The sequence below is a fragment of the Psychrobacter sp. JB385 genome (assembly GCF_900163785.1).
Classification (GTDB): domain Bacteria; phylum Pseudomonadota; class Gammaproteobacteria; order Pseudomonadales; family Moraxellaceae; genus Psychrobacter.
This window is the reverse complement of sequence record NZ_FUKN01000010.1, coordinates 55,133-69,277: the sequence shown is the minus strand read 5'-3', so window position 1 is coordinate 69,277 and position 14,145 is coordinate 55,133. Positions and strand designations below refer to the sequence as shown.

14 protein-coding genes are annotated in these 14,145 nt (G+C 43.9%); 4 read left to right on the top strand and 10 right to left on the bottom strand.

Annotated features, from left to right (window positions below):
* Position 1 precedes the first annotated feature (1 nt).
* Positions 2 to 301, top strand: coding sequence for a DUF3325 family protein (locus tag CZ794_RS04420; RefSeq protein ID WP_087040455.1), 300 nt, complete (start codon positions 2 to 4; stop codon positions 299 to 301).
* A gap of 64 nt (positions 302 to 365) precedes the next feature.
* On the opposite strand, the gene CZ794_RS04415 is transcribed toward CZ794_RS04420, so the two are convergent.
* Entirely contained in the window at positions 366 to 1,229 is an 864-nt protein-coding gene (locus CZ794_RS04415) for a DMT family transporter (RefSeq protein WP_087040453.1), read from the bottom strand.
* Positions 1,230 to 1,617: 388 nt separating this feature from the next.
* On the opposite strand from CZ794_RS04415, the gene CZ794_RS04410 reads away from it, so the two are divergent.
* Positions 1,618 to 2,964 (top strand): PLP-dependent aminotransferase family protein, encoded by a 1,347-nt coding sequence (locus CZ794_RS04410; protein WP_087040451.1) that lies wholly within the window; start codon positions 1,618 to 1,620, stop codon positions 2,962 to 2,964.
* A 17-nt stretch (positions 2,965 to 2,981) separates the two neighbouring features.
* On the opposite strand, the gene CZ794_RS04405 is transcribed toward CZ794_RS04410, so the two are convergent.
* The gene (locus tag CZ794_RS04405) at positions 2,982 to 3,887 is read right to left on the bottom strand and encodes an alpha/beta fold hydrolase (protein ID WP_087040450.1); all 906 of its coding nucleotides are present in this window, start codon (positions 3,885 to 3,887) and stop codon (positions 2,982 to 2,984) included.
* Between the two features lie 266 nt (positions 3,888 to 4,153).
* Here CZ794_RS04405 and CZ794_RS04400 point away from each other — a divergent pair, with 266 nt between their 5' ends.
* Together CZ794_RS04400 and map are read left to right on the top strand one after the other, a co-directional pair.
* Positions 4,154 to 4,372: a ParD-like family protein gene (locus tag CZ794_RS04400; RefSeq protein ID WP_087040449.1), complete on the top strand. Its 219-nt coding sequence runs from the start codon at positions 4,154 to 4,156 to the stop codon at positions 4,370 to 4,372.
* Complete coding sequence (gene map / locus CZ794_RS04395) at positions 4,365 to 5,150, top strand: type I methionyl aminopeptidase (RefSeq protein ID WP_087040447.1); 786 nt, start codon at positions 4,365 to 4,367, stop codon at positions 5,148 to 5,150. The genes CZ794_RS04400 and map overlap by 8 nt, the downstream gene beginning before the upstream one ends.
* Before the next feature lie 122 nt (positions 5,151 to 5,272).
* Here map and CZ794_RS04390 read toward each other — a convergent pair whose 3' ends face one another.
* From CZ794_RS04390 to CZ794_RS04355, 8 genes are all read right to left on the bottom strand, one after another.
* Positions 5,273 to 6,472 (bottom strand): hypothetical protein, encoded by a 1,200-nt coding sequence (locus CZ794_RS04390; RefSeq protein WP_373407891.1) that lies wholly within the window; start codon positions 6,470 to 6,472, stop codon positions 5,273 to 5,275.
* Positions 6,473 to 6,533: 61 nt separating this feature from the next.
* Positions 6,534 to 8,174 (bottom strand): thiamine pyrophosphate-binding protein, encoded by a 1,641-nt coding sequence (locus tag CZ794_RS04385; RefSeq protein WP_087040675.1) that lies wholly within the window; start codon positions 8,172 to 8,174, stop codon positions 6,534 to 6,536.
* Between the two features lie 125 nt (positions 8,175 to 8,299).
* Positions 8,300 to 9,769, bottom strand: coding sequence for an aldehyde dehydrogenase (locus tag CZ794_RS04380; protein ID WP_087040446.1), 1,470 nt, complete (start codon positions 9,767 to 9,769; stop codon positions 8,300 to 8,302).
* Between the two features lie 24 nt (positions 9,770 to 9,793).
* Positions 9,794 to 10,585 (bottom strand): aspartate dehydrogenase, encoded by a 792-nt coding sequence (locus tag CZ794_RS04375; protein ID WP_087040444.1) that lies wholly within the window; start codon positions 10,583 to 10,585, stop codon positions 9,794 to 9,796.
* A gap of 22 nt (positions 10,586 to 10,607) precedes the next feature.
* Positions 10,608 to 11,402: an SDR family oxidoreductase gene (locus tag CZ794_RS04370; RefSeq protein WP_087040442.1), complete on the bottom strand. Its 795-nt coding sequence runs from the start codon at positions 11,400 to 11,402 to the stop codon at positions 10,608 to 10,610.
* Positions 11,399 to 12,208 (bottom strand): alpha/beta fold hydrolase, encoded by an 810-nt coding sequence (locus CZ794_RS04365; RefSeq protein ID WP_087040440.1) that lies wholly within the window; start codon positions 12,206 to 12,208, stop codon positions 11,399 to 11,401. The genes CZ794_RS04370 and CZ794_RS04365 overlap by 4 nt, the downstream gene beginning before the upstream one ends.
* Positions 12,209 to 12,287: 79 nt before the next feature.
* Positions 12,288 to 12,809, bottom strand: coding sequence for a cupin domain-containing protein (locus tag CZ794_RS04360; protein ID WP_087040439.1), 522 nt, complete (start codon positions 12,807 to 12,809; stop codon positions 12,288 to 12,290).
* Between the two features lie 84 nt (positions 12,810 to 12,893).
* A complete protein-coding gene (locus tag CZ794_RS04355; RefSeq protein WP_087040437.1) occupies positions 12,894 to 14,132 on the bottom strand; it encodes an MFS transporter in 1,239 nt (412 codons plus the stop codon).
* Between the last annotated feature and the right edge of the window lie 13 nt (positions 14,133 to 14,145).

The following is a 14,145-nucleotide window of genomic DNA, read 5'->3' as shown; positions in this document are numbered from 1 at the left end:
CATGTCGAGTCTGCCGCTATCTGAGCTGCTATTTTTGCTGAATTTGCTGGGGATGATTGCCTTAATGATGACCAGTAAAAAACACAAAGACAAATTTCAACGTAAACTGCCGCTTGTTTCAAAAGGACAAGGCTTACGTTGGCTAGGCTTTACGCTACTAGTAATTGCGTTTTTACTGACCTACTTATCATACCAGACAGGCTATTTTGTGGTGGTATGGTTTGGCAGTTTGACCGTGGCCGCAGGTTTGGTCTATCTCATAATGATGATCTATGAGCAGTTAGTATATGCTAACCATTGATTGTCAAATCCTGTGATTGATACTTGCCAAATACAAATAGCTAAAGCGTACGTTAGTCTTTCGTTTAAACCGCATATTTCTTTGCGCCGACCACACAAGCCACTGCACCCAACGTACTGATTAGCATACCTGTGCTCACTATCTCATGAAGTAATAAAGCCGCCAGTACCAGTGCCATAAAGGGTTGTATCAATTGCAGCTGGCCAACAGCAGCAATACCGCCCAATGCCAGACCACGATACCAAAACACAAATCCAATAAACATGCTAAATAAAGACACGTAAATTAAGCCTGCCCAAGCCGCAATGCTCACCTTTGCCAAAGACTCAGGCCACGTCAACCATACCATCGGTAGCATGATAGGTAGCGATAACACCAATGCCCAACTAATCACCTGCCAGCCGCCAAGGGTTCGTGACAACCGCCCACCTTCTGCATAACCCAAACCGCAAGCCATCACCGCGCCCAACATCAACAGTCCACCGACCAGTGAGGCATGTCCGCTATTTAGAGCAGCATATCCTGCGACGAATGAGCTACCCAACAGAGCAAATAACCAAAACAATACTGGTGGACGCTCGTCCCCTCGCCAAACGGCAAAAATTGCGGTAAATAATGGCAAGATGCCTAAAAAGACAGTGGCGTGGGCAGACGTGACGTACTGTAAAGCCAAGGCGCTTAGCAGAGGAAACCAAACGACCACACCCAAAGTCACAATAAATAGCGCTGGTAAATCCATCTTAGTTGGTGGACGTTGCTTTAACATTAATAAAACCATACCGCCCACTATTGCAGCGAGCGTTGCTCGTACCGCAGTCAAAAATATAGGATCAAAGTCTATCACTGCTAAGCGGGTCGCTGGCAGCGATCCTGCAAAAATAACCACGCCAACCAGCCCACTAATCCATCCTTGAGTTAATTTTTTCATAATCATATCACTGTGTAGGTAAGGTGATGATTACACCAAAAGCGTGATAGGTTATCTATATACAATACCGTACAATAAGACAGAACTGTTTGGTGTCATTTACCCATACAGTTCTTTTAATATTAAGAGGGCACTATAGTCACCCCACTATAAAATAAACACAGTGCTGCCAACGTCATATTTTCTTGCTTGCTGTGCCTTCGCAGACAGAGGCGACGAAAATATATCGTTGGCAGTCCAACATTATTGTTGTACCTTTTTTATTTAGAATTAGCTATAACTTTGATAGCAGGCTCTCTATAATTTTCCATAGTCGGCTTACGTTCGAAAATTCGCTTTAAGAAGTTCTGTACTGAGATGCGCTGAAATGACAAAAATTGAAATCATAATGGCAGATGTTAAGGCGAAAATAGCCACCGTCACTTACCTGCCGGGAACTCGCTTACCATCTGTTCGCGCCACTGCCAAACACCATGGATTTTCACCCTCTACGGTGGTAGAAGCTTATGAGCGCTTACAAACGGATGGCATCATTACCTCTCGCCCTGGTGCAGGTTTTTATGTCTCTGACGTCACAGCACCTTTGTCGTTGGCCGCAATAGGGCCAAATCTGGATCGAGCTGTAGACCCGCTATGGGTATCAAGACAGTCGCTTGAAACAACAAGTGAGGCACTCAAACCTGGTTGCGGCTGGTTGCCGCCTGATTGGTTGTATACAGAAGGCATGCGCCGCGGTCTACGCGGCGTCGCCAAGGCGGATACTAGGATAATCAGTGAGTATGCCTCGCCATTAGGGTTACTAGAGCTGCGCCAGTTATTGACACGGCGCATGGCAGGCCTGGGTATTGAGGCAGAACCCTCACAGGTGATATTGACGGAGTCTGGCACTCAGTCAATAGATTTGATCTTTCGCTTTTTATTGACGCCTGGTGACACTGTGGTGGTGGATGATCCTTGTTACTTTAACTTTCATGCTTTGCTGCGAGCACATCGGGTGAAAGTCATTGGTGTGCCCTATACGCCAACTGGCCCAGACGTTGATGCCTTTGCCACAATCTTAAACGAGCATAAGCCGCGCCTTTATATTACTAACGCCGCCATTCATAATCCCACTGGCGCGACCCTAACGCCAGCGACGGCGTATCGAGTATTACAGTTGGCACAAGCGGCTGGCTTGTACATCATTGAAGATGATATTTTTGCCGATTTTGAGACCACACCAGCGCCTAGGCTTGCGGCATTGGATGGATTATCGAAGGTATTTTATATTGGCAGTTTTTCTAAAACCTTATCGGCATCCATGCGCTGCGGCTATATTGCAGCGCCTAGTGAATGGGTAGAGAGTTTGTTGGACTTAAAAATAGCCACAGGTTTTGGCAGTGGTCAATTAGCGGCCGCGGTTGTATTGTCTGCACTGACAGACAGCGGCTACCGTAAGCATATGGCGGCGCTTCATACTCGCTTAGCACGCGCCCGTGCCCAAACCGTACCACGATTGACCAAACTGGGTATCGTGCCTTGGCTGATACCGCAGGCAGGTATGTTTCTTTGGTGCAAACTGCCTGACAATAATAGCGCCGCAGCATTAGCAAACCACTGCTTATCAAAAGGCGTGGTCTTGGCTCCAGGCAATACGTTTAGCCAATCCAAAAACGCAGGTAGTTTCATGCGCTTTAATGTCGCTCAAGCGAACGATGCCAAAATATTTGAGGTATTGGCGCAGGCATTACACTAATGCTTATTGGGTAGCTGTCATACCGCACTGCTGACACTGTCGTTAAAGGTTTTAACAATCAGCTCTGCACATTGGACAGGTGCTTCCATTGGCAAAAGATGCCCATGGTCTGACAACTCAATAATTTGCGTGATTGGAACCAAACTTTTCCAGACTTTGCGGACTTTTTGGCTAATAAAAATAGAAGGCTTACCCATAAGGATAGTATAAGGAAGCGCTATGTCATTAAGTGTTTTTAATGCGTCATTGACGAATGGTGTGTCAAAGTAGCTTGCCAGTTCTTGCTCAGGCGCAAACAGCAAATCATACTTTCCTTGTTTATTTTGAATCAGACTGTGTTTTGCAAAGACATAAAGATTGTCATCATCAATACGCTTGAAGGCGCGATGTGCTCGCAGATAGTCAAAGTAAGCTTCAATACTTTGCCACTCTGCTTGCTTAGCGAGCGTGCTTTTGAACGGCTCATGACCTATTTTTAAGGTGGCTGGCATCAAATCCATTACAAGCTTTTGCGACTTGGTAAATGTGACCGGCTCTATTAAATACAACTGTGAAAACAGCTCTGGACGTTTGGCAGCAGCGATGGCAGTTGCCGTCGCGCCTTGAGAATGACCAATTCCCACCACAGGCTTATCTTGCGTTTTTTCCAAAAAACCAATCAACATATCTGCATCTTGTTCACGGGTCAGTTTTTTTAGGGTAGGCAAATCTTGCCAATATCCACGCATGGCCAGACTACTCAGCTCGAAGCGCTCACTAAGTTTGGTCAATAGCGGTAGATAGACACCCGTCGTAAAGCCATTACCGCCATAAAAATGCGCAGGTTGCACTTCGGTATGCCTGCTCTCTTTCGTCAAAGTGGATAAGTCATAATATCGGGCATTTTTGCCTTCTAGATTTATCGTACGTTCAAATGTTTGCATAGGTATGGTCTTATTATTGGTAAAGTTACTTATGTTTATCAAAGCCAAAATTTTTATTACATTAATCAGAGTCGTTACTTTCTTTTAAAACAAATACATCGCTACCAGCATGATCGTTTCATCATTACATGCTATCTAGACATATATCATAAACAATTACCGACAACTTATAAGCCAAGATTGTTACTCACCCGTTCAAAAGTCTGCTTGAAATTTTATGATAATGATATATGATTCGTATACGTTTCATATATTAGGAATTTACCATGGGTATCGTAAAAATCGATGATGACCTCCACGAAGAGATTCGCAAAGCGAGTACTGTTATGGTGCGCTCCATCAACGCCCAAGCTGAGTATTGGATGAAGATAGGTATGCTGGCTGAGGCCAATCCTACGCTGTCTTACTCTCAGATTATCAATGAGGAAATGAGAAAAGCAGATATCAATGCCAACCTCAACATAGGGAATCTGATAGATGGCTAACATCATTTTAAAAACGTCTGAAGAGTTAAAGATAATGCGCGAATCTGGGCGACTACTCGCTTCTGTTTTTGATTATCTTGATAAGAACATTACTATCGGTACTTCCACAATGGCTATCAACGATCTGGCTGAACGTTATATCGTCGATCAACTAGGCGCACGTCCAGCAAGCAAAGGTCAATATGGTTATGAATATGCCTTAAATACTTCTGTCAATAATGTCGTCTGTCATGGCATTCCTTCAGATACTCAAATCCTCAAATCAGGCGATATTGTGAATGTGGATATCACTTTAGAACAAGGTGGTTTTATCGCGGATTCGAGCAAAATGTATATGATTGGTGAGGTGTCACCGCTGGCAAAACGTTTGGTGGATAAGACCTACGAGGCAATGTGGGAAGGGATACGAGTGGTAAAACCGGGCGCAACGCTTGGCGATGTTGGTCATGCCATTCAGACTTATGCCGAAAAACATGGCTACTCTATCGTAAAAGAATACTGTGGACATGGCATCGGACGTGAAATGCACGAAAAACCAGAAGTGCTGCATTATGGGCATGAGGGAAAAGGGTTAGTACTCGAAGAAGGCATGACCTTTACGATTGAACCCATGATCAATCAAGGTAAGGCCAAAGTGAAAACAAAAAATGATGGTTGGACTGTGGTTACGAGTGACAAAAAGCTGTCTGCTCAATGGGAGCACACCATTGCAGTCACATCAGATGGTTATGAAGTGCTTACGCTTCGAGAGGGTGAGCGTAAATCTCAACAAGTTTAATAGGTCTAAAGGTATCCATTAGATCTCTTGCAAAAATGCGCGCTTGTTCCGAATTGATAATTTGTCAACAACTGGCGTTCATTCAAACAAGAGATCTAGCGATAGACCATTCATAATTAACGTTAGAAACTAAATCCAACATTTAAGTTGACCCGTGACAGCCATTTATCACTGTTTTCAGACGTCGTTGACGTAAAGCCTGTGCTATTAGTCGCACCGCCAATGATATTAGAATTCTTGCCGTAAGTATGGTCTAACCAAACCAAAAATGGCGGTGCAATGAACATCAAGCCTGTGGTGTTCATTTGTGAGTCAGACCAGTCATCATGATGTTTTTTAAGATAACTGTAGTCGTTATATACTTTGACAGCTTTCAATGCACCCATATCTTTCATTGGGATTGTATATGCTAAGTTTAAACTACCCACTGTACCTTCTGAGGCAATAAAATAGGCTGGCGTTAATCCGTTTGCCCCCATCAGCGTCATACTATCATCAACACCGCTCGGGTTTTTGGCATCATAGTCATAATGGATAAGCGAGCTTTGCACATTGAACTTGTCAAAATTATTATTAGTGTGAAGACCAACTGCGTAATAGTCGCCATCATCATTGGTCAAACCATTCTCTAATTGGGAATAAGCGCCTGATAAGCCGATCTCCTGCTTGCCTGATGTCGTTTCAAACTTACGAGCGACACGCGCATTGACTTGGTTTTTCTTCTCATTCTCATATTTACTCATAGACGGAAACGTATTGTCCAATTCACTATAAGCGCCGCTTTCAGGCGAATACCGTAAATCTTCTGCCAACATTTCAGGATAATATCCAAGCTTTATATCCCAATCTTTGCTTTCATGATTTAGATTTACACCTGGGGCAATATTGTTGCCGTAACCCAAAAAGAAAGGCAGATGATAGGTCCAGCCATTTTGCGGATAAGGATAAATCGCAAAAGGCTTATACACCAAACCTGCCTCAATGCTATTTTGTTCATCAACGTTGTAACCCACGTACGCCTTCTCGATTGAGGTTTTATCATCGTCTTGAAAGATATAACTACTATTTAAATAAAAATCGTCGTATTTTCCGTCCACATCCAAGCGAAAAATATCAAAATCAGGATCACCTAAGCCAGAGTTGTACTTATCGTCACCCCAGCTCTGATAACGCTGGTTGAATCGAATGACGCCCCCAACATTTAGTTCTTTGCTGCCGTCCTCGCTTTTGAGTTCAAGGACTTTGGCCTGAGCGCTAGTAATGGCCGGTAGCCATAACACTGGCGCTAACACTATTAATGATTTGAAAATTAGTTTGGTCATGACACATTCCTATTATCTTGGGAGTAAAAATCCTTTTTATAAAACCAACCGATATCAATGCTTAGTACAATTTCTTTTGTGGTGGCCCTGCAAACTTGAGCGGACCAATCGCGTTCATATTGACCTCAACCAGACACATACCGTCTTGTTTCATAGCCTCATTAATCTTGATATCAAACTCTTCTAAAGAATCGGCTTTGAAAGATTTGCAGCCCATTGCTTCGCCAAGTGCAACAAAAGAGGGCGTGTGCAGCTCGTTATAGTATTGTCTGCCATCAAAGTACTCCTTTTGAATACCGCGCATGACGCCATAACCACCATCGTTCATCACCAGTAAAATCATATTGGCGTTCTCTTGGATGGCTGTGGCAATCTCGCCCACGCCAAGCATCAAACCACCGTCACCGACCAGTGCCACTGTTTTTTTATCTGGATTGGCGATGGCTGTACCAATCCCATGTGATAGACCAAGGCCAATCGCGCCTGCCAAAGAATGAATGTTCTGTAATGGCTTATTGACTGGGAACAATCGACTGCCCCACGTGCTACCCGACATTGTAATATCTCTTACCAAGATGCCGTCTTCTGGCAATGCTTTACGCAGTAAGTAGCACAAATCTGCATATGGTCCTAATTGAGTCTCTAGTGCATCAATGGCAAAATCTTTAGCCGCTTTGATCCGCTGATCATAGTCGCTATCGGTTTTATCAGTGTCCCCTAACTGCTGAATCACGCGTTGTAAAAAGGATTTTGCTTCAGCACAAAAGAAGTGTTTGACTAAGTAATTTCTTTGCTGCGCCATTGGGCTTGCATCGATCTGTATCAGGTTGTCTGGGAATTTTAGTGAGTAGGTTTTTGTCTCATTACTACGTAAGCGAGAGCCAATAACGATGCAAGCATCACTCTCTGTGATGAGCGCTTCGACTGCGGATGAATTATGAAACGCATTTAAACTTCTTGGGTGCGTATCGGCCAAGACACCGCGTGCATGAGTGGAAGACACCACAGGTATGCCCATATCAGCCAATTTTTTGATCTCAGCGCTCGCTTCGATACAGCCTCCGCCTATCCATAAAATAGGGTTTTTGGCAGATTTAATTTGTTCAACCACAAAATCCACAGCGTGCTTAGGAGCATCAGGTAATTGCATAGCACCGACATACGACAATTCAGTCGGCAGCTCAATGGTTGTCGCTTGTACATCAATCGGTATTTCAATACTGACGGGGCCTTTGGGTACAGTCGTCGCTATCCGAATCGCCTCTCTCACCATGCCAACTGCATGCTCAGGACTCAAAATTCTAAAAGCCGCTTTGCTACTGGCTTTTAAGTAACCAAGCTGATCAGCCGCTTCATGAATGAAACTGGCATCACGATCTAAGTATTCTTTTTCGACTTGTCCTGTAATATGAATCACTGGGCTACCCGCGTTACAGGCTTCAACCAAAGAACCAATGGCATTCCCTGACCCTGCACCCGTACTGGTGATGGCCACGCCCAATCCTTTGAATCGAGAATACGCATCTGCCATATTGACGCAGCCTGCTTCTCCGCGTGAGCAGATAAATCTGATTTTATTCCTTCGACCAATGGCATCGGCAATCGGTAGGTTGTGAATAGAAATCAAGCCAAAAACATCGCTTACACCATGCTCTTCTAAGACTCTGGCTACTAATTCACCAACAGTCACTGTCGTTTTTATGCCGTTTGTCTTCGTGGTTGTCATAATCTCATCCCTGTCTATAGGTATCATCTGATTGCTTAATAAGAATGTTAAACATGGTTTTCTGGTACATGGTTTTTGATACATCGCTATTTAATACGTGGCTATTTGGTTTCGCACCACGGATTTGGCGTGTCATCAAGGTTCAAAAATATGCTTTTTGTTTGCATATAATCCAAAATACCCAGGCGTCCTTTTTCTTTACCGACGCCACTTTCTTTGTGTCCACTAAAAGGCGTAGCAATAGAGAATTTCTTGTAGGTGTTGATCCATATCGTTCCAGCTTCAAGACGTTTTGCCATATTGAGCGCTTTACGGTAATCCTCTGTCCATATACCAGCGGCAAGACCATAGACACTCTGATTCGCCTCAGCCACCAGTGCCTCTTCATCACTGAATTGCATCACAACCAGCACGGGACCAAATATCTCTTCTTGGCAAACTTGGGCGTTGTTGGTCAGATCAGTAATAATGGTTGGCGCGTAGTAAGAGCCTTTGTCAAAGTATTCGCCAGTGAGTCTGTAGCCGCCAGTCACAACATTACCGCCTTCTTCTTGAGCCATTTTGACGTAATCATCAACCGTTTTAAGATGCGCTTCGCTGACTAAAGGTCCCATTTGTGTGTTGGACGCCTCTGGATTGCCCACGATGATTTTCTTGGTTTTTGCAATCAAAGCATCTAAAAACTTATCGTAAATACTTTGGTGAATAAACAGTCTTGAACCTGCAATACAAGCTTGTCCCGATGAGCTAAAAATGCCATAAATCACACCGTTTACGGCGATATCAATATTGGCATCTTCAAAGACAATCGTAGGAGATTTGCCACCCAGCTCTAAGGACGTAGAAATAAGCTTTTCGGCCGCCACATGTGCTAGATGTCTACCCGTACTGGTACTACCAGTAAAAGAGATTTTTTGTACCAGCGGATGTTTGACAATCGCCTCACCGATCACAGAGCCTTTACCTGTCAATACACTAAATAAGCCTGCTGGCAAACCAGCCTCTTCAAATATCGTCGCCAGCTCAAGGGCGATAAGAGAGGTTGCTTCCGCTGGTTTCAAGATAACGGCATTGCCCCCTGCCAGTGCAGGTATAATTTTTTGTATTTCTGATGCAATTGGAGAGTTCCATGGTGTGATCGCGGCAATTACCCCTAACGGCTCATAAGTGGTGAACGTCAAGACAGACTTGATGCGCTGATTGGTCAGCTCGTTGTCTAAGGTTTCAAGGCAGCTTGCGATATAGCGGGTCGTGGCGATCGCACTATTTACCAAACCCATGGTTTCGGAGATTGGCTTACCGTTATCTCGGGTTTGTATTTTGGCTAAAAATATCTTTTTATCTTCTAATAGGTGCGCCACTTTAAATAAAATCGCAGCTTTTTCTGACGGTAGCGTGTCGCGCCAGTTTGAGTGCCTCCAAGCAGCATCAGCCGCTAAAACCGCTTCATTGACATCATCCAAACTTGCAGTTGATATTTCCGCATTTTCTGAATGATCGGCTGGATAATAGCTTTTTGTCGGTTTGCCACCACCAAGCTTCCACTTACCTGCAATAAATATTTTTTTCATAGGATTTCTCACGTTAATGGCGCTTTATATTTGTAAGGTTTGGTCAATCTGACAGCACAACCTCAAAGCACTAAAGGCTGCTAAACTTGAGGTTTTGGGGTTTTCGGTTAAGGGTAATCCCGTCATACTAATCTCAAGCTTGCCGAATACGCCTTCAGCGGTGATATGATGAATGTTGTGTTCAAGTGCTGGATCAGCAATTAACTCTACCGTTGTATTATCAAGACCAACACCTGCCAGCGCGATGGTGGCAGCAACATTTGAATTGGCTGGGAATAAAGCCGCCGCTTCTCTCGCAGTGCCTGTAAAGAAGACCGTTGCTTCTTTTAAATGATCGTAGTCGATAAGCTGATCAGCATGACTGCCCTTCCAGCTGTCGGGCTGCTTTCTGCCTTGATAAACCACACGACCCAGTCCTGCCAAACTTGCCGCATTGATACCATCAATGCCAGCCACGGCACCCGCTAAGATATGGATTTTCACCCCGTTTCTTTGTGCGGTATCAGCAAGTGCTACGGCAAACGTTTCATCGGTAAACGCACCGACGGAGACAATGCCAAGCGGGATACATTTTTCCAAGATTTTGATGGCGTGTTCTTTGAGTCCATTTTGTCCTGACATCTCAATGGCCAAATCAGGCATGTTGGTTAAATCATCGACAGAAGTAATCACCTCGATAGAGTCGCCTATCTCTGCCTTGATACTGTCTACACTTTTAGGACTGGCAACTACCGTTGATAAAACGATATTTTCAGGCAGCATCTCATGTACTTTTTTTGCCATTGATCCGTAACCTATGAACATCACACTTTTCATGCCTTACTCCTATTTATATCTTTTATATTTCTTTGCTCAAGCCACCAGATACGTCAACCACTGAGCCTGTGGTATAAGAGGATAATGGCGATGCCAAAAACAGAAGTGCGTAAGCTGCTTCCTCTGGCTTGCCTAGACGACCAAGTGGAATCTGCTTTTTGGCAGCGACATGGGCCGTCCATTCTTGCCAGTTTTTGCTTTGGTCCGACCGTTCCTCAAAACGTCTGCGCCACTGTCCAGACTCCACCAACCCAATCAATATAGAATTAACTCTAATGTTTTCTTTGACCAGCTCATTAGCGAGATTTTTACTTAGATTCAATAAGCCTGCTCTGGCGACTGATGTTGCGACCATGTGCGTTTCTGGCTTTAGACCCAGTAAAGAGTTCACATTGGTTATCGACGCAATATCAGACTGTTTTAAATGTGGTAACGTCGCATTAACCATATTCACGACGCTAAAAACCTTTAATTTAAGCTCATCGACCCAGTCTTGCTCTTCGGTGGCAAAAAAATCTGCCACCTTACCTTGTCCGGCGTTATTCACAAGCATGTCAATTGCGCCAAACTTTTCGATCACTAACGCGACATAATCTGCTACTTGCTGTTTATTAAGCACGTCACAGTGATGAATGAACATCTGGTTTGCATCGTATTCTGCACTCAATGCGTCAAAGGTTGATTGGAGCTTTTCTTGGTTTCTACCACACCAAGCGACTTTGGCACCTTCTGCTAGGAATAACTTGACCAATTCAAGTCCTATACCAGAGGAGCCACCAGTGATGATGACTACCTTATCTCTTACTTTAAAACTCATAAATCATCACCTTGAATGATTGATAAAAGGACTTGGTTAAAACGCGCTGGCTGATCCAAATACGATAAATGACTGGCGGCATCGATAGCATGCAACGAGATATTTTGATGCCGCGCTGCAATCTCAAACATAATCTTGGGCGTGGTGATACCATCCTCAGTGCCATAGATTAAGTCGACAGGTTTGTCTATCGTTGCTAGATAATAGTGAATACTGTCATGGGCCAATAGCCGTGATGATTTTTCAAACCCTTCTATCGTAATGCGTTCCATTATTTTCTCGAGCAGCGCGACCTTGTCATCACTGGCGTCGAATAATAAAGCGCTACTCCGTTGCCTTGCCATCTCTGCGCCGCCCAATTCTTGCAGCAGCTTTGGACGCATCTTGGCAACCTCATCCTGCTTTGCTTGCTCAAACTCTCCGTAGCCTTGAGCAGGATTGACCAAGATTAGCTTGCTTACCTTTGTCGGATATTTGGAGGCAAAACCCGCAGCGATAAGCGCACCTAAGGAATGCCCTACAAGATAGATACGATCGATATTTTTTGATTCGAGCAGCGCCAATAGACGCTGGCTGTAATCAAGCGCAGTAGGCATATCTGGTTCGATTTGCTTACTGTTGCCATATCCAGGCGCATTCCACGCTAAAACAGACGCATTAGCTGCCAAGGCATCTATTTGGTTTGACCAAGAATCAGAACCTGAGCTGATACCGTGTAACAAGACAATCGTCTCCTTACCTAGCCCATCATTTTGAATAAACTCAATACGACTGATGGGATCATATTCCTTGTCAAAATTTTTCATACAGATTCCTTTATGTATCCAAAAATCAGAGCAGGTTCAGCTCAAAGCCGTCGATGAAGCAAAGACGTGTTCGCAAGTTCTAACGTTTAATCTTAGACAACGGATGGTCCTCTGGATACGTGGGTATGACAGGTTTTGGGTTACCAATCATGACGCACATCAGCGCATCTTCTTGCGTATGATTGCGAAGCCCTCGATAGACATTGGGCGGTATTGAGATCAAATCTCTGTAATTCAAAACCAAAGAGGTTTCTTCACCGTTCTCTTCTACCGTCAACTCAATAGAGCCGCGCAGCATAAAGAAAACCTCTTCAGCATCGGTGTGCACATGTGGCGGGCCTTCACATCCTGCTGGCAGGAGCATTGTCGAAAAGGTAAAGTTTTCAGCTGGCACCGTATTGCTATCTCCAGAAATACCGGTCGCCCCTGTTCCCATATAGCGCATTTGAGCGCGTCTGTATTTAGGATCAAAATCTGCTTGAAACTTCAGTGCGCTAAAGTCATATTCGCGATTTTCAAATCTTGCAACACGGGTTGATATCCAATCTTTTAACGTACTGCCTTCTGGTCTTTTCCAAGTTTCAGTGTTTTTAGTATTCATAACTGCACTCCTTGTGGTTTCACTCACTATTTAATCGGTTGATTTAACAAAATTTTGTGCTGTTTACGCTCTTTCTTTTTAAACCTAGTATTTCTTAAGTAGTGGCAATAAGAAGAAAGACGATACGATAGCCACACCTGCTAAGAACATAATTCCGTAGTCAATATTACCTGTATAAACAACAATATAGCCGATGATAACGGGTGCTAAGGCACTACCGAAATTCCCAAATCCATTAAAGATGCCGCCTGCTGTTGTCGCCACTTCTTTTGCAGTCGTGTTAGCAAGCAAAGCGAAAATCGCTGAAACATTGAAGCCCCATAAAAAAGCACTGGCAGACATGAAGATGAGAACATTCACCACACTTTGTTGATAAATTAATAAGAACATGGTGACACCAGCGCCAAACAAACCGCCAAAGACTTGTAACGCTCTCTTATTTGGAAACCTGTCTGAGTTAAATGCACCAATGATTTCGCCAATAAGCATGGCTAAGAATGGAATCATAGATAAGCTGCCAAACTGCTTTAAATCAAAACCTTTTGCTTCTATTAGGTAAGTCGGTATCCAGCTGTTTAAACCCCATAGGTAGGCCAATGTTCCGACATTAAAGAAGGTAACCAACCAAAATGGCTTACTACTTAACAGTGTTGTGAAGTTCGTTTTATGGTCAACACTCTTTCTATTCGCTTTCACATACGTAATACCCTTTAAGCCAAAGAATACGAGGATGAATAGGAATATGGTGATGAACGACATGAAGAAGAAAGTGGCTTCCCAGTGGTAGTTTTGTAGAATAAGCGCGGTCAGCGGGAACCCAAGTGCCGCACCCAGCGGTGTACCCAATAAGAATAAAGTAGACGCACGTGCCTGCTCGGATTCCGTATAATTTTGCTTAACAATGCTGTAGCAAAGCGCCAGTAACGGTCCTTCAGCAATACCAAGCAACACACGATAAAACAAAAGCATGTAAAAGCTATTGGTCAACCCCATCAGGAGCATCAACACCCCCCAACTGGCAATACCACACAGCAGTATCTTTTTTGGCCCAAAAATATCACCTACAAAGCTAAGAAAAACAGATGAGAGACCATAGGCTAATAAGAAAATACTCATCAACCAGCCCAGTTTGGTTTTGTCCCCTGCAATGCCAAAGTCAGACAAAAAAGCGGGGTCTGAGAAAAGAACAGCGATACTAATCTTGTCAAAAAATGCCAAGATCACTGTTACCATCAATACAATGGCAGGTAACCAGTATCTAAAACCACTCGGTCTATTTCTTTGTGCGCCTACAGCATCGACATTGTCTACGGTCGTATCCATTTCTATCATCCTT